Origin of the sequence: Thermorudis peleae, from assembly GCF_000744775.1 — a bacterium.
GTDB lineage: Bacteria > Chloroflexota > Chloroflexia > Thermomicrobiales > Thermomicrobiaceae > Thermorudis > Thermorudis peleae.
This window is the reverse complement of record NZ_JQMP01000003.1, coordinates 1,062,910-1,079,091: the sequence shown is the minus strand read 5'-3', so window position 1 is coordinate 1,079,091 and position 16,182 is coordinate 1,062,910. Positions and strand designations below refer to the sequence as shown.

Sequence of the window (16,182 nt, the reverse complement as noted above, 5' to 3'; positions counted from 1 at the left end):
TCACGCTTGCTCGACCAGCATGGCGTCCCTTCCTTAACATTACGACGTTGCTCTTCGACTGAGGATTAGTCCACCAAACAGTCGACGTCGACGCCCCTGTGATTCCGTCGAAATATGGGTACTCTCGCCCTCAAATAAGATTGCGGCAAGTCGTTGGAATTCTTCACTAATACGATGCTCTGGATATCGGTCGACGAACAGCATCCCTTCATTAATACTGCGCAGAACTGGTGCAGCATCATCAGGAAAGCGGACAAGACACGATTGTTTCAAGCTTTCCTCAATATCGGCTGCCGTGATCCCGGCTGCCGGATGAACGCGATTTAAGACAAACAACACCCGCTTTTCGGTATATCCAAGAAGCTCAATCACATCGAGAAATTGCCGTGCATCTTTAATCGCAGTCATTTCTGGCGTGAGAACATACAGCAACGTATCAGCAGCATCCATAACAGCCAGCGTTATTTCGCTATAGCTTGGATACGTATCAAACAGAACAACATCAGCAAGTTGCCGGATGAATGGCAAAACCTGTTGGATATGGTCAACGGATATCGTCTCTGCTTCCTGCGGAGTATATGGAGCAAGCAGCAAGTGAACGCCGCTTGCGTGCACAGTTAAGAGATCCTGAACAACCTCAGGATCAAGCATACCAGAGAGGTGAGCAACATCGGTCCATGTTTTCCCTTTCGGCACATTGAATAAAACAGCAACGTCACCAAACATAAGATCTGCATCAACAAGAATAACGCGGCGCCCAAGTCGGGCAAGCATAACGGCAAGGTTCGATGCAAGAAACGTTCGCCCTACGCCGCCTTTCATACCGACGACTGCGATGACACGACTCTGCTGATCAACTGGTGGTGTAACTGCGGCACGAGTCGGCTGCGCTGTTACGGTTGGAGAGGGCGGAGAAGCTGGGCGAGCAAACAACGCAACCCGACGAATTGCAGCGACAAGCTCCTCGAAGCGGAATGGTTTCACAAGGAACTCGCGCGCCCCTGCAACCATTGCCTGCCGAAGTAATTCTGGGTCACTTTCAACGGAGAGAATGATAACGGCCACTCCAGGAAATTGTGCGGTTAATGTCAACGTTGCCTGAAGGCCGTCCATATCGGGCAAGGTAGTGTCCATAAGCACAACCGTTGGCTGGAGCCGCGCGGTAAGCTCTAAGGCCTCCTGAGCCCGGCTCGCCTGGCCAACAACGTGAATGTCTGGTTCAAAACTCAAAAGCCGTTGAATACTTTCCCGGCTTTCTGGAACATCATCAACGATGAGCACGCGAATGGGTAAACCGCTGGTCATTGCGGACCTCCCGGTACACGATATGAATGAGGCATTGGGAGTGCATAGTCGGTAAAGAGACGGTCATAGGTAATCCCGGTCGTCTTCGCGGTATCCTGATCGTTTCGTGCGCGTAACACAACTTGGTAGTGCGCCTGCTGAGCAACGAGAAAAGCAATGACCTCAGCTTGCTGCGGATCAACTTCAAGAATCAACAAATCAACCGCTGGGACTGAGACACTCGCCCCTCCAGCGCTACCTGGCTGCGTCGGCTGCGGCGTAGCCGTCCCAGTCGTCGAAGTTGGCCGTGTTGTGGCACCTGAAGAAACAACTTGCGTTCCTGCCAACACCTGCAAGACGCGAATATTCTGAAGCACGATTTTCGTTACTGGAGCGCCATTCGCTCCATCTGAGATGATGACTTGCGAGCCTGGCTCGCCAGGAAAAGGATATGCTGCGGGTGTTGGCTGATTTGGAGCAGGAAGCGTGAGTTGCGGAGGCGAGAACCCTTTCTGATCCGAGGCTGATTGCAACGGTGATGTTGGCAGTAAGCCAGTGAGGGTCAATCGCCCTGAGTAAATAATATCGATTGTATCGTTCGGCTGTACTAGGCCGCCGACCCCCGTTACACGATCAACCGGCAATGCAATAGCACGCTTGCCCGGTTGCAGTGCCACGGATACGCCACTGCTCTGAAGGTTGGCAACAGTAATTTGCTGGCCTTTGACCAATGCATTTGCCGTGACGAGACCAATGACCTGAGATGGAGACTGGACAACACCGGCAGCAGCTGCTCCCTGGGCAACGCGCTCAACCTGCACGTCATCGGCAGTGAGTACAGTACCAGCTGGAATATCACGTGCAGCAACAACAACCGGTACGCCAGCAGGTGTTGGGGTGACCGTGGCTTGCTGACCCCGCTGTGAGAGCGCGATAATCCCGAGGAGAACGGCAAGAACAGCCAGTACCATACCGAGGACAAGAAAGAGCCGTCCACCCCGTAGCATCCCTGCTCTGCCCCCTTACCGCGTAACGTGCGGCATCCCTGCCGCCTCCGACGCTATCTGACAGTTGCGAGTGTAGAGGTGGAGGCGAGTGCGGCTCAATGGTACGTTAGTACGCATTTGCGGAGACGAGAGCCCCAGAGAGCTCAAAACGCGAAGCCGCCGTGAGGGGGTGCCCCACGGCGGCGGTAGCGGGGGTGGGATTCGAACCCACGACCTCCGGGTTATGAGCCCGGCGAGCTGCCGCTGCTCCACCCCGCGCCACTGGCTGGAGGTGGGGTGTGCGCGCAGCGGCCTCGCCTCCCACGCGGTCCCCCGCGCAGTACTCTCCGGCGCTAGCGTCGGGCACGACCCGGTTCGGGATGGTTCGGGGTGGAATCGACGCCGCTCTCGGCCACGCGCACACCGCACCCCCAGCTGCACTCCAGCAAGAGGTGATGGAGGAAGCAAACGAACGTCGGAGAGAACACGGCACCATGGATCGGCCTGGCAGTGCTGACCAAACCGACGGCGTAAAAACCCAGTATACAAGGGACTGGCCTCGGCCATGAGGGCGGCTCAGCTCCGGTCGGTTACCCGCCGTCCACCTGCCGCCTCGCTACCGGGTCATCTCCCCGGGGCCTTACTCCCGTATGGGATGGGACGGCTCATCTTGGGGCAGGCTTCCCGCTTAGATGCCGTCAGCGGTTATCCCTGCCGGACCTGGCTACCCAGCGCTGCCGGTCGGCCGACAACTGGCACACCAGCGGTCCGTCCAGCCCGGTCCTCTCGTACTAGGGCCAGCCCCCCGCAACCGTCCCGCGCCCGCGGCGGATAGAGACCGAACTGTCTCACGACGTTCTGAACCCAGCTCGCGTGCCGCTTTAATGGGCGAACAGCCCAACCCTTGGGACCTCCTCCAGCCCCAGGATGCGACGAGCCGACATCGAGGTGCCAAACCGGGCCGTCGATGGGAACTCTCGGGCCCGATCAGCCTGTTATCCCCGGGGTAGCTTTTATCCGTTGCTCCATGGCCCTTCCACCCGGCGCCATGGGGTCACTAGGCCCGCCTTTCGGCCCTGCTCGGGGTGTCTCCCTCGCAGTCAAGCCCCCTTGCTGCCCTTGCACGCTCCGGCCGATTGCCCTCCGGCCTGAGGGGACCATTGGGCGCCTCCGTTACCCTTTAGGAGGCGACCGCCCCAGTCAAACTCCCCACCAGCCACCGTCCCCAGCGGCGCTCCCGCCGCCTGGGTGAGCGCGCCGGCCCGGCCAGGGTGGTATCTCACCGCCGGCTCCACGGGACCTGGCGGCCCCGCTTCTCCGCCTCCCACCTATCCTGCACAGGCCCGGCCCGCACGCGATGGCAAGCTGGAGTCAAGCTCCACGGGGTCTTTTTGTCCCGCCGCGGGTCGTCCGCATCTGCACGGACTCTGCAGTTTCACCGGGCCCCCCGTCGAGACAGCGCCCAGGTCGTGACGCCTTTCGTGCGGGTCGGAACTTACCCGACAAGGAATTTCGCTACCTTAGGACCGTCAGAGTTACGGCCGCCGTTCACCGGGGCTTCCCTTCGGGGCTCATCACCCCTCCGGTTCACCTTCCGGCACTGGGCAGGCGTCAGCCCCGATACGTCGGCTTTCCGCCTTCGCCGAGACCTGTGTTTTTGGTAAACAGTCGCCTGGGCCCCTTCGCTGCAACCCCCTCGGGCTCCTCACCCTACCGGGGCCCCCCTTCTCCCGAAGTTACGGGGGCAACTTGCCGAGTTCCTTGACGGGGGCTCACCCGCCCACCTCGGTCTCCTCGACCAGCCGACCCGTGTCGGTTTGCGGTACGGACGCACCAGGCCCTCACGGCGAGGCTTTTCGCGGCAGCGCCCCACGCCCGCTCGGTGGAGGGATCGCTCCCTCCCCTCGCCCTCGCGGCTCAGGGTCCCGCCACCCGGGCTTTCCCTCAGGTGGCCCCCTACCCCGCTTCGACGGCCCCTGCGGCCGCCGGACGCTTCGCACTGCGTCCCCCCGCCGCTCCAACCGGACCTGCTGCGGGGCCGGAATCTTCACCGGCTGTCCCTCGCCTACGGCTCCTGCCCTCAGCTGAGGCCCGCCTCACCCGCAGCTGACGAGCATCGCTGCGGAACCCTTCGGCTTCCGGTGGGACGGATTCTCACCGTCCGCTCACGCTACTCGTGCCGGCATTCGCACTCGGCGCCGCTCCAGCACGGTTCCCACCGCACCTTCCCCGCTGACGCCGACGCTCCCCTACCGCTGCAGCGCACCACGCCCTGCAGCCCGCGGCTTCGGTGGTGGGCTTCGCCCCGTTCCATTGTCGGCGCACGGGCACTCGACCAGTGAGCTGTTACGCACTCTTTCAAGGATGGCTGCTTCTAAGCCAACCTCCTGGCTGTCTGCGCGCCCGCACCTCCTTGCCCACTCAGCCCACCTTCGGGACCTTAGCCGGCGGTCTGGGCTGTTCCCCTCTCGACCCAGGACCTTGTCGCCCCAAGTCTCACTCCCGGCGCTCCAGCCATGACCTTCGGCGATTGACGCGGCTTGGTAGGCTCCGCGCCCCCGCACCGCACCAGCGCCCTACCGCCATGGCTTGCCCGCCAAGGCTGACCCTCAAGCCATTTCGGGGAGAACCAGCTATCTCCGAGCTCGCTTGGCATTTCACCCCTACCCCCAGCTCCTCCGAGCCCTTTGCCACGGACACCGGTTCGGCCCTCCACGCCGGTCTTCCCAGCGCTTCAGCCTGGCCAGGGGTAGCTCGCCCGGTTTCGGGTCGGCCGCCCGCGACTCTGCGCCCTCTGCGGACTCGCTTGCGCTCCGGCTTCGGGTGCCCCTCCCTTCGCCTCGCCACGAACGGCCACTCGCCGGCTCATGCTCCAATAGGCACGCCGTCACCTGCTCACCACAGGCTCCGACCGCCTGGGGGCGCGTGGTTTCAGGCGCTCTTTCACCCCCCTCGCCGGGGTCCTTTTCACCGGTCCCTCACGGTACTCGTCCACTATCGGTCGGCTGGGGTGCTGAGCCTTGGAGAGTGGTCTCCCCTGCTTCCTGCCGGGGTCCTCGTGCCCGGCAGTACTCGCGCACCCATCCCGGAGCCGCTGCGCCACCGCCTACGGGACTCTCACCCTCTCCGGTCGCGCCTTCCAGCCGCGTTCGGCTAGCCCAGCGGTTGCTCACTCCGTGCTCGGTCCGCTGCCCAAGCCCGATGGGCCGCACAACCCCGCACCAGCTTCCGGCCAGCGGGCCACCTAGCTCGTGCGGTTTGGGCTCTGCCCGTTTCGCTCGCCACTACTCCGGGCCTGCCTCTCGCTTCCTCGGGGTACTGAGATGTTTCACTTCCCCCGGTGCCCTCCTCCACCACCGTGGAGGCGCCCAGACTCCTCGCCTGGGCAGGTTGCCCCATTCGGATACCCCCGGATCTCCGCTCGCCCGCAGCTCCCCGGGGCGTTTCGCCGCTCGGCCGCGTCCTTCCTCGGCCCCAGCCGCCAAGGCATCCACCACGCGCCCTCCTCACCCAGTCCCTCGTCCTGGGTTTTTGCGCGCCGATCTGGTCAACACTGCCAGATCGATCCAAGCCCGGCTACCGTGCGACAGGACGTTCGTCTGCTTCCCACATCACTTGGTAACGTGCCAGAGCCAAGGTGGAGCTGAGGGGACTCGAACCCCTGACCTCCGCCGTGCAAAGGCGGCGCTCTCCCAGCTAAGCTACAGCCCCGTCTTGGCCCAGTGGGCGTTCCTGGACTCGAACCAGGGACCTCACCCTTATCAGGGGTGTGCTCTAACCACCTGAGCTAAACGCCCATGGCCCTTGACACCTGACGCGTAGCCGAGTGCACAACCGCTGCCTCAGGCGAGGCACGACGGTGTGACGACTCCGGCGTGATGAGTGGTCCTGGGGCAGACCCTCCACCGGCATCCCCGCCGGCTTCCTCAGGCCCCCACGCGACCACCGCCACCCCGTCCCAGTGCAACCCGCACCTGCACCACACCGGTTGACCCAGAAGCTGAGCATCCACCCAGCTCCCTAGAAAGGAGGTGATCCAGCCGCACCTTCCGGTACGGCTACCTTGTTACGACTTCGTCCCAATCACCCGCCCCACCCTCGACGGCTGCCCCCCACTTCCGTGGGTTAGCCCACCGGCTTCAGGTGGAGCCGGCTTTCGTGACGTGACGGGCGGTGTGTACAAGGCCCGGGAACGTATTCACCGCCGTATGGCTGACCGGCGGTTACTAGCAACTCCGCGTTCACGCAGGCGGGTTGCAGCCTGCGATCCCCACCACGGCCGGGTTTGCGGGATTGGCTCCAGGTCGCCCCTTGGCCGCCCATTGTCCCGGCCACTGTAGCGTGTGTGTCGCCCAGGGCGTCAGGGCCATGCGGACTTGACGTCATCCCCTCCTTCCTCCGGGTTGCGCCCGGCAGTCGGGCCAGACACCCGCGTAACTGGCCCCGAGGGTTGCGCTCGTTGCGGGACTTAACCCAACACCTCACGGCACGAGCTGACGACAGCCATGCAGCACCTGTGACCTCGCTCCCTGCAAGCAGGGCACCCCAGCGTTTCCGCCAGGTCCGAGGCCATGTCAAGCCCTGGTAAGGTTCTGCGCGTTGCGTCGAATTAAACCACACGCTCCGCTGCTTGTGCGGGCCCCCGTCAATTCCTTTGAGTTTTAGCCTTGCGGCCGTACTCCCCAGGCGGCGGGCTTACTGCGTGAGCGCCGGCACAGAGCGGGTCAACACGCCCCACACCTCGCCCGCATCGTTGACTGCGTGGACTACCCGGGTATCTAATCCGGTTCGCTCCCCACGCCTTCGCGCCTCAGCGTCAGGTACGGGCCAGCGGGCCGCCTTCGCCACCGGTGTTCCTCCCGAGCTCTACGCATTTCACCGCTACACCGGGAATTCCACCCGCCTCTCCCGCCCTCGAGCCAGACCGTCCCGCGCGACCCTCCCCGGTTGAGCCGGGGGCTTTCACGCGCGGCGCGCCCAGCCGCCTACGCGCCCTTTACGCCCAGTGACTCCGGGCAACGCTCGCCCCCTCCGTCTTACCGCGGCTGCTGGCACGGAGTTAGCCGGGGCTTGCTCCGAGGGTACCGTCACTGCCTTCGTCCCCCCGAACAGGAGTTTACACCCCGCAGGGCGTCGTCCTCCACGCGGCGTCGCTCCGTCAGGGTTGCCCCCATTGCGGAAGATTCCCTGCTGCTGCCTCCCGTAGGAGTCGGGGCCGTGTCCCAGTCCCCGTGTGGCTGGCCGTCCTCTCAGACCAGCGACCCGTCATCGCCACGGTGCGCCGTTACCACACCGTCTAGCTGATAGGCCGCAGGGCCCTCCCAGCGCGACCATCCGGCCTTTCCTCCCCTAGCCTACCACCAGAGGAGCGTATGCGGGATTAGCCCCAGTTTCCCAGGGTTGTCCCCCACGCCAGGGCAGGTTCCCCACGTGTTCCGCACCCGTCCGCCACGGTCGACCGCTTCCGCGGCTCCCGTCCGACTTGCATGCATTAGGCACGCCGCCAGCGTTGTCCCTGAGCCAGGATCAAACTCTCCACCACCTCAACCAGAACTGCATGGATTACCTATGCAGCACGTTCGCGTCTTTCATCCGCCTGAGGCAGCGGCTTGGCATTCGCCAGGGCACTCGACTACGCCTCAGTTGTCAAGGTGCCGGGTCCAGCCAGCTTCATGCGCCGGCTTCCCAAACGCATCGGATAGTATACCCACCACGCCGACACACGTCAAGAGCAACAGCGCTCAATGCTCACAGCTTTGCTCATGGAGGAGCGCATGACGTGCACGACGACGTTCCACCACGCCGTACACAAACAGCGCCCCAATCATCGCCGCTGCCGCTCCCCAAGAAGCATGGCCACTGAGACGCAGCCCAATCGCCATGAGCACCGCACCGATATACGGTATCTGCCAAAGCCACCACTTTCGTGGCATCCTGCCCTGCCCCCTGTCCTTTTTGCTCGTTCTGCTTTATCCTGGCAACGAAAGGAGTGTTGCCATGCCGCTTATCGGCATTACTGTTAGTTTACTCGCCCCCGAGCCACCAAAGCAACCGTATGAACGCTATACGCTTACGGCCGCGTATGCTCACGCCATAGCTGCAGCTGGAGGCGAGCCGATCTTGTTGCCACCGCTTCCGACGCTCGCGACCGGCTCGCTCCTGGATCACGTCGATGGCATTCTCCTCTCCGGTGGTGCAGACATCGCACCACATCGCTATGGCGAAGAGACGATTCATCCCACGACCTACGGGATCCACTCAGGACGCGACGAGCTTGAACTCCAACTTGTACGCGCGGCACTCGCACGCGAACTGCCAATTCTGGGCATCTGCCGTGGCTGTCAGGTACTGAATGTCGCCTTCGGCGGCACACTCTACCAAGATATCCCATCGATGATCGCTTCTTCGCTTGCCCACCAGCAACACGAGCAGGGTGTCCCTGGGGATGAGCCAAGCCATGCAGTTCATCTCGCCGAGGGCAGTCTTCTCGCGTCGATCTATGGCTCAACAACAGTCTGGGTTAACTCCTTCCATCACCAAGCCGTGCGTCAGCCTGGAGCAGGGCTGATCGTGAGTGGCCGTGCAGACGACGGGATTATCGAAGGACTTGAGTTGCCAAGTGCGCAGTTTGTCATTGGGGTGCAGTGGCACCCTGAACTGATGGTCGAGGCACACCCCGAGCATCGAGCTCTCTTTGCCGCCTTCGTTGAGGCGGCCCGAACTGCTCAGCTCGCACGTACTATCAGCACGCCCTCATCATCATGAATCATCAGTGCATCGTCTAGCGCTTCGCGGTGTAGAAAAACGCAGCGCCCAGACCATGAAGAATAGTCTGGGCGCTGTAGGAAGACAGTAACCTACCCGCTACCGCCGATCTTCACTTGCCGCTGCAATCGGTTCACCGACCTCGCGGCGCTCGCCGCCAGCGTGCGCAGCTTCAGCAAGTCGCTGCTGGAACTCCTCCGGCATCGCCTCCCGCAACACGTCCTCGATGCGATCAACGAGGACAAAGCGCATGTTCTCACGCAGCGCTGACGGAAGCTCATCCAAATCTAATTCGTTGCGCTTCGGCAAGATGAAGGTCTTGATCCCAGCGCGCTGCGCCGCAAGCGCCTTTTCCTTAATGCCCCCAACGGGCAGCACCTGCCCACGCAGCGTGATCTCACCAGTCATCGCGACATCCGAGCGCACTGGAATACCAGTGAGCAGCGACACAAGTGCTGTCACAATCGTCACCCCAGCGGACGGGCCATCCTTGGGAATTGCCCCTGCTGGGACGTGAATATGAATGTCCGTATCCTTCATGAAATCAGGATCAATCCCAAAGGCTTGTGCATGCGAACGCACGAAGCTTAGGGCCGCCTGGGCTGACTCGCGCATTACTTCACCGAGCTGACCGGTGATCGTCAGATTGCCACGACCAGGCATACGCGTTGCTTCAATGAACATGATATCGCCACCGACCGGCGTCACGCCGACACCAATCGCCACCCCTGGCTGCGCAGTGCGCTCTGACAGTTCTTCATAGTAGAAGCGACGCTTGCCAAGGAACTGATGGACCTCCTCCGGCGTGATGACGCGAGGCACTTCCTTGCCCTCAGCAATGCGTGTGGCAAGCTTGCGCGCAATGCTAGCAATTTCACGCTCCAGGTTGCGCACGCCTGCCTCACGGGTGTAGTGCTGAATGATTTCGAGGATCGCCTCATCAGTCACCTCGAAGTCCTCGGGATTCAGCACATGGCGTCGGAATTGCTTCGGAATGAGATAACGGCGCGCAATCTGGAGCTTTTCCTCATCGGTATATCCCGAGAGGGTCAGAATCTCCATACGGTCGCGAAGCGGCGCTGGAATCGTGTCGAGTACGTTTGCTGTCGCGATAAACATTACCTTCGACAGATCAAACGGTACATCGAGATAGTGATCGCGGAAGCTATGGTTCTGCTCCGGATCAAGAACTTCGAGTAACGCTGAAGCTGGATCACCACGCCAATCGGCACCAACCTTATCGATCTCGTCAAGGACAAAGACGGGATCATTGGTTCCAGCACGGCGAATTGCCTGAATAATCCGGCCGGGCATGGCACCGATGTACGTCCGGCGATGCCCACGAATCTCAGCCTCATCGTGAACGCCGCCGAGCGACATACGCGTGAACGCTCGTCCCAACGCCCGGGCGATAGATTGAGCGAGGCTTGTCTTGCCGACGCCTGGAGGCCCAACAAAGCACAAAATCGGCTCGCGCGCTGGCTCGCCTTCCGTCTCACCGCGTTCCTTGCGAAGGCGACGAACGGCGAGGTACTCCAGGATTCGCTCCTTGATCTTCTCGAGGTCATAATGATCCTCGTCGAGAATCTGTCGCGCCTTCGCAATATCGATCTCCCCTTCCGTGCTCTTGTTCCACGGCAGGGAAACCAGCCAATCAAGATAGGTTCGAATGACGCCGTACTCTGCTGCAGCCGGGGGCAAGCGCTGGAGGCGATCAAGCTCGCGCATAGCTTCCCGGCGGGCCTCTTCAGGCATACCGGACTGTTCAATCTTAGCCCGTAACTCGTTGATCTCCGCCTCTTGCTCACTCGTCTCGCCCAACTCGCGCTGAATAGCCTTGAGTTGCTCGCGCAAGTAGTACTCGCGCTGCGTGCGCGCCATCTCCTCCTGGACTTCGCTTTGGATCTTCTTACCCAATTCCAGGAGATCAAGTTCGCGGCTCATGAAGGCATTGAGTCGCAGCAACTTTTCACGCGCACTGTCCAGCTCAAGGAGCTGCTGTCGCTCCTCCGGCTCCATCCGCAGATTGGAAGCAACGAGGTAGACGAGATGGAGCGGATCATCGATGTTCAGAGCAGCCGTAACGAGCTCTTCGGGCAAGTTCGATACGAGCGAGACCAGCCGCTGGAACAATTCCAGCGTCGTGCGCATGAGCGCCTTGACTTCGATGGTGTCTTCGACAGTCTCGGGATAGTCCTCAACAAGTGCCTTAAGATAGGGCTCCTCAGCAACCCACTCGACGATGCGCATGCGCCGCATGCCCTGCACCGCAAGGCGCACCGTTCCGTCTGGCACGCGCATCATCTGATGGATGCTAGCAACCGTCCCAACCGTATAGACCTCGCCGGGACCAGCACCTTCCTTCTTTGGGTCCTTTTGCAGCACGAGTCCAACCGTGCGATCGCCCGAAGCGACATCATCAATCAACCGCAGCGACCGTGGTTGTCCTGCCGCAAGAGGCACAACCGTCATCGGAAAGACCACCGTGTTCCGCAGTGGAAGGATCGGCAGGATATAGCGCTCTGGCTGCGTTGCTGATTCGCTCAGGTCACCAGGTTCAGGATCCTGGCCCAGCCCTTCACCCATGGTGGGCTCAGGCTCTTCATTGAAGCGTTCATACTCTGTCATTCGTTCGTCCCCTCCTGTGCGGTCGAGTCTGTTATGCGTAAGGGCACAACACGAGTCGTGCGCACACGCGGGAGCACGACTTCGAGGAAGCCCTGATCGTACATTGCATCGACCGCATCAAGTTCTATCGCAAAAGGCAGGAGCACTTCTGTAGCAAATGGACCATAGAAAATGCCCATTTCGTAATAGGTTCGTCTCTGGCCACTTTCACGTGGCCGGCGCACCCCAGAAATACGCAGGACGGTATCGTCAATCACGACACTGATATCTTCTTCACGCACACCAGCAATTTCGACGCGGATGACAAGACCACGGTCATCCTCATAGACCTCAGTCGGTGGACGCCAAACACCGCTCTGCGAGCGATAGAGCGGGCGAAAGCCAATAATCCAGGATTCAAAGAATTCCGCGACCTCCCGGACAGCTCGCCCTGCGTCCTGCTGTTGCTGCCGTCGGATGATGAGCATTCCCGACCTCCACCCTACCGGTCAGCCAACTGAGCCAAAACGCTCGGTGTTGACCGGCATTGATGAGTATACCGCCATCCGCGCATCCTTGCAACAACTCATACAAATAACATTGCGGCGAGTTATAGCAAGGATGGAGCATAAAGTACTATAAGCGCTGCAAGCCCCCAGAGAACAATGCTGATCAGTAACGGGAGATCGTTCAACAGCACCTGTTCCGGGACCCCACCGCTCTCACGTCGATAGACAAGATAGAGATAGCGGAAGAGCCCATACAGAACAAATGGGATCGTGAGCATCATAGCGTGGTTAGACGGCAGATTAGGCGCTGAGAAAGTATAGAGTGAATACGCCATAATGGTTGCGGCAGCAGTTACCGTCAGCAAGGCATCCAGTAACGCAACAGGATAATCATCGAGAATCGGTCGATGGTTGGTTGCGGCCAGATCAAGTAACACAAGTTCATGGCGGCGCTTCGCAAAGCCCAGAAACAACGCTAAGAGCACAGTGCACATGTAGAGCCAGGGAGACATGGGTACCGAAACGGCAACGCCGCCGCCAACAGCACGTAATACAAACCCTCCAGCGATCACTAACACATCAATGAGCACGACATGTTTCAACCATCGGGTATAGGTCACCATCAAGAGGAGATAAGCAGCGAGAACAAGGAGGAGAGAAACATTGACGACGATGGCGAGCACTGCGCCAAGCAACAACAGCACCACGAAGGTGCTCCAGACAACTCGCCCACGTAATCGACCAGCAGCGATTGGACGGAAACGCTTCAACGGGTGTGCCCGATCTGCTTCAGCATCATGCCAATCATTGTAAAGATAGACCGCACTTCCAACGGCACAAAATGCCCCCGCGGCCAATACAGCACGGAGGCAAGCCGAGAAATGGGTTAGCTGTGCACCAAAGACCAACGGAGCAAAGACTACTGCGTTCTTCACCCACTGGCGAGGCCGCAAAGACCGAAGAAGGTCAATCCAGAGGCTTGGTACCGCCTGCGGTACCGTTGTCACTGATTGCTGGGCAGTTGGTGTTTGCTCGACATGCCGTGTCATGCGCTAGTGCACCCCAGCCCCTCCGTTTTGTAGTGCTTCCTGATGGTACACGCTATCGGCGTTCCAGAGTAGCCAGGACGTTCCACCAGCATCCTGTACAGCTTGAATCTGGGCCTTCACCTCGTTTGGTCCGTAATCGATCCCCGGTCCATAGGAAAAGTCCTGGAGCCAGGGCCGTAATTTTGCTGCAGCTGTTTCAGCTCGCTTCGCTCCGCGCTGGAGGCTCCAGAGAATGACTTCATAGGGATGATCATTCGGGATTGCAAAGCCCATTGATCCAGCCGCGAAGTGCGAAGGGTAAATCATCGGGCAAAGATAGTCGACTTCAGGCAGCAGCGCCTCGAGCTGTTGCCCAATGCCACTATCATCCTCGGCCCAGACGGTGAGGCCAAACACGTCGGCAGCAAGCACCGTCGGTGTAGGTGCAAGGGCGAGATGCGCTCGATGCAGGAACGAGCGAATGGCCGCGACCCGTGATTCCATCGTCGAAGGCATGCCAAAATCAGCGTCGTTCAGTGGGCCATCGCTAGGGAACCGCACATAATCAAACTGAATTTCATCAAAGCCAAAGCCTGCAGCTTCAACAGCTAACGCAATGTTATAGTCCCAAACCTCAGGCTGATTCGCGTTCATCCAGGCCACATCAGTCCAGGTTTGCCACACCCCACCGGTTTTCCGATTGCGCACAGCCCATTCGGGATGGGCAGCTGCCAGAACGGGATCTTCAAAGACGACAATTCGACCAATCGTGTAGATCCCTTGGTGTTTCAACTGGGCGACCAGCTGCTTCGGATCGTAACGCGGATCAACGGCTCCGATCTGGCGAGCAAGTGCCACGTGACTGTCATAAAAAACATGGCCTGTGCTGTCCTTTAAATCAAGCACGACAGCGTTCACAAGGCTTCCGGGAAGCCAAGCAAGACGTTCCTGAAGTGCTTCAGGATGGCTTAAGACATCAGCGTTAAGATAAATGGCCCGCACCGAAAGCGGTGCAAGCTTGAGCTCAAGGGGACTGGCGAGAGGTAATGTGAGTGTCTTCACCTGAAAACCTGGCGCCTTTACAAGGAGGAGTCCTGTCTCAGGCACGCCTTTTAACACAAACGAGCCATCGTGAGCTGTTATCGTTGTGACTCCACCAGACGCCGCAACAAGTGCACCAGCAACTGGTTTCCCAGAGGAATCCTGAATCTGGCCGCGTACACTATCGGGGCGAAGCGCAACATCAATGACCGGTTGAACGGCACGTCGTACTTCAACTTGAGCATAATCGCCGTGTTGAAAGACGATCGTGGCATTGGCAGGCACTGGCTGGAGGATATAGGTGCCATCAGCAGCAGTTGTTGTCCCAGCCACCTCTTGGCCACCAACGAGAGCAACAACATGGACACCTGGGATTGGCTTCTGCGTTGATCGATCAACCACTGTTCCGCGAAGGACTGCATGTACCAGCTGGAGTACATACTGACGACCTGGCTCAAGCGTTATCGTCTGAGGAATGCAATCAGCGCAATGAAGGTGCACAATGGTCGGCCGCCGTATCGAGAGTCGCACCGAGCCAGAAAATGACCGCACTGTACCATCAGCAAAGATCAACTCAGCGTGTTGCAGTGGTTTGCGAGTTGCTGCATCAAGGGCCGTAATACTGACATGATTACGTTGGTAAGAGAGATACGCGAGCGAGGCCCCCGCGAGCAGTAATGGAAGTAAAATACTCGCGATACTCATACGCCAGCTCAGCCAAGGCCAGCGACGCCGACGTGGCCGTAAGCCAAACGGCGTTTGGATATACCTTGGTTGACGACGGGTTTGAACCATCCCTTCCCACACTTCCACCAGTACCACGGGCCAGTATGCCATAGCCCAGCGATCATATTGCGGGAGATGACAAGCATCGCTTCACAGCAAGGGGATAACAGCGAACAAGGTATAATCGCCTGCAAAGAGAGCGGAACGCGGTGGCTGCACGGACAGCTCGGCGGATTCAGAGCACTGGGGGCCCCTTGGAGTTCACAACAGTCCTCGAGCGGATGCAACCCGACCTTCGGCGGGTCGAGGAGCGGCTCTTGGCCGAAACTGTCGTCGAATACCCCCTCGTCGGCGATGTTTTACGTGAGTTAGTTGCTGCTGGGGGAAAGCGCCTTCGCCCTCTCTTACTGCTTCTCGCAGCGAAGCCATTTCGGTATGACCTTGACCGCCTTGTCCCAGCAGCTGCCGGAATTGAACTCCTGCACACAGCCTCACTGATTCATGATGATTCAATTGACCACGCGGAAACCCGGCGAGGCAAACCGACTTTGAACGCGCTCCTTGATCCCGAGGTTGTCATCCTCGTTGGTGACTATATGTTCGCACGATCAGCGATGTTAGCCGCGTCAACGATGAATCCGCGCGTGCTTGCCGTGTTTGCCAGCTGTCTCGGCAGCATTTGCGACGGCCAACTACGCGAAATTTTTGCCGCACATTCAACCGATGTCACTCTCGATGACTATCAACGGCGCATCTATGGCAAAACCGCGGCGCTTTTCGCGAGCTCAGCCGAAATCGGGGCAATCCTTGGTGAGGCAACAGACGACCAGATTGCAACGTTGCGCGAATTCGGAAGCTGCCTCGGGATGGCGTATCAAATCATCGACGACATCCTTGACCTGCGAGAAGATTCGACACGCTTGGGCAAACCTGCCGGCCATGACCTCCGCCAAGGTACAGTGACACTGCCGACCATGCTGTTCCTACAGCAGGAGCGTGGGACGGCAGCCGAACGAGCACTGGTGAGTCGAATCGTCAGTGAAGGAGCGGAATCAGCTGAAGCACTCGCCACAGCCGTGCAGGCAATTCGCACATCAGGCGTCCTCGAGCAAGCCTGGCAATTTGCTGTTCACTATATCGAGGACGCACGACAGCTACTCTCCCGACTGCCCGACGGAGAAGCACGAGCGATGCTCGAGGCGCTCGCCCAACATGCAATTGAGCGACAATTCTAGC

9 protein-coding genes, 3 tRNA genes and 3 rRNA genes are annotated in these 16,182 nt (G+C 59.8%); 2 read left to right on the top strand and 13 right to left on the bottom strand.

Annotated features, from left to right (window positions below; translation table 11 throughout):
* Window positions 1–39: 39 nt before the first annotated feature.
* The 9 genes from N675_RS07815 to N675_RS07775 form a co-directional block, all read right to left on the bottom strand.
* Entirely contained in the window at window positions 40–1,305 is a 1,266-nt protein-coding gene (locus tag N675_RS07815; RefSeq protein ID WP_051914462.1) for a CpaE/TadZ family protein, read from the bottom strand.
* Window positions 1,302–2,291 (bottom strand): Flp pilus assembly protein CpaB, encoded by a 990-nt coding sequence (gene cpaB / locus N675_RS13675; RefSeq protein ID WP_051914460.1) that lies wholly within the window; start codon window positions 2,289–2,291, stop codon window positions 1,302–1,304. The genes N675_RS07815 and cpaB overlap by 4 nt, the downstream gene beginning before the upstream one ends.
* A gap of 186 nt (window positions 2,292–2,477) precedes the next feature.
* A tRNA-Met gene (locus tag N675_RS07805) sits at window positions 2,478–2,549 on the bottom strand.
* A 21-nt stretch (window positions 2,550–2,570) separates the two neighbouring features.
* Window positions 2,571–2,690: ribosomal RNA gene (rrf, locus tag N675_RS07800) — 5S ribosomal RNA — on the bottom strand.
* 127 nt (window positions 2,691–2,817) lie between these two features.
* Window positions 2,818–5,788: ribosomal RNA gene (locus N675_RS07795) — 23S ribosomal RNA — on the bottom strand.
* 120 nt (window positions 5,789–5,908) lie between these two features.
* Window positions 5,909–5,981 (bottom strand) — tRNA-Ala (locus N675_RS07790).
* A 12-nt stretch (window positions 5,982–5,993) separates the two neighbouring features.
* A tRNA-Ile gene (locus N675_RS07785) sits at window positions 5,994–6,067 on the bottom strand.
* Between the two features lie 227 nt (window positions 6,068–6,294).
* Window positions 6,295–7,812: ribosomal RNA gene (locus N675_RS07780) — 16S ribosomal RNA — on the bottom strand.
* The 16S, 23S and 5S rRNA genes sit together here with 3 tRNA genes alongside, the layout of an rRNA operon.
* Before the next feature lie 199 nt (window positions 7,813–8,011).
* On the bottom strand, window positions 8,012–8,203 hold the full coding sequence (locus N675_RS07775; RefSeq protein ID WP_038038850.1) for a hypothetical protein: 192 nt from the start codon (window positions 8,201–8,203) through the stop codon (window positions 8,012–8,014).
* Between the two features lie 64 nt (window positions 8,204–8,267).
* Here N675_RS07775 and N675_RS07770 point away from each other — a divergent pair, with 64 nt between their 5' ends.
* Window positions 8,268–9,035: a gamma-glutamyl-gamma-aminobutyrate hydrolase family protein gene (locus N675_RS07770; RefSeq protein WP_038038848.1), complete on the top strand. Its 768-nt coding sequence runs from the start codon at window positions 8,268–8,270 to the stop codon at window positions 9,033–9,035.
* A 99-nt stretch (window positions 9,036–9,134) separates the two neighbouring features.
* On the opposite strand, the gene lon is transcribed toward N675_RS07770, so the two are convergent.
* The 4 genes from lon to N675_RS07750 form a co-directional block, all read right to left on the bottom strand.
* A complete protein-coding gene (gene lon, locus N675_RS07765) occupies window positions 9,135–11,663 on the bottom strand; it encodes an endopeptidase La (RefSeq protein WP_197066281.1) in 2,529 nt (842 codons plus the stop codon).
* Window positions 11,660–12,130 (bottom strand): Hsp20/alpha crystallin family protein, encoded by a 471-nt coding sequence (locus tag N675_RS07760; protein WP_038038847.1) that lies wholly within the window; start codon window positions 12,128–12,130, stop codon window positions 11,660–11,662. The genes lon and N675_RS07760 overlap by 4 nt, the downstream gene beginning before the upstream one ends.
* Before the next feature lie 122 nt (window positions 12,131–12,252).
* The gene (locus N675_RS07755; RefSeq protein ID WP_038038846.1) at window positions 12,253–13,200 is read right to left on the bottom strand and encodes a decaprenyl-phosphate phosphoribosyltransferase; all 948 of its coding nucleotides are present in this window, start codon (window positions 13,198–13,200) and stop codon (window positions 12,253–12,255) included.
* A 3-nt stretch (window positions 13,201–13,203) separates the two neighbouring features.
* Window positions 13,204–14,925 (bottom strand): putative glycoside hydrolase, encoded by a 1,722-nt coding sequence (locus N675_RS07750; RefSeq protein WP_231577973.1) that lies wholly within the window; start codon window positions 14,923–14,925, stop codon window positions 13,204–13,206.
* Between the two features lie 230 nt (window positions 14,926–15,155).
* Between N675_RS07750 and N675_RS07745 the strand changes: the two genes are divergently transcribed.
* Window positions 15,156–16,181 (top strand): polyprenyl synthetase family protein, encoded by a 1,026-nt coding sequence (locus N675_RS07745; RefSeq protein WP_231577972.1) that lies wholly within the window; start codon window positions 15,156–15,158, stop codon window positions 16,179–16,181.
* Window position 16,182 lies beyond the last annotated feature (1 nt).

Bases quoted from the DNA above. Each gene is read 5' to 3' on its own strand.
- N675_RS07755 (WP_038038846.1), bottom strand. From the start codon at position 13,200: ATGACACGGCATGTCGAGCAAACACCAACTGCCCAGCAATCAGTGACA.
- N675_RS07775 (WP_038038850.1), bottom strand. From the start codon at position 8,203: ATGCCACGAAAGTGGTGGCTTTGGCAGATACCGTATATCGGTGCGGTG.
- cpaB (WP_051914460.1), bottom strand. From the start codon at position 2,291: ATGCTACGGGGTGGACGGCTCTTTCTTGTCCTCGGTATGGTACTGGCT.
- N675_RS07760 (WP_038038847.1), bottom strand. From the start codon at position 12,130: ATGCTCATCATCCGACGGCAGCAACAGCAGGACGCAGGGCGAGCTGTC.
- N675_RS07815 (WP_051914462.1), bottom strand. From the start codon at position 1,305: ATGACCAGCGGTTTACCCATTCGCGTGCTCATCGTTGATGATGTTCCA.
- lon (WP_197066281.1), bottom strand. From the start codon at position 11,663: ATGACAGAGTATGAACGCTTCAATGAAGAGCCTGAGCCCACCATGGGT.
- N675_RS07750 (WP_231577973.1), bottom strand. From the start codon at position 14,925: ATGAGTATCGCGAGTATTTTACTTCCATTACTGCTCGCGGGGGCCTCG.
- N675_RS07770 (WP_038038848.1), top strand. From the start codon at position 8,268: ATGCCGCTTATCGGCATTACTGTTAGTTTACTCGCCCCCGAGCCACCA.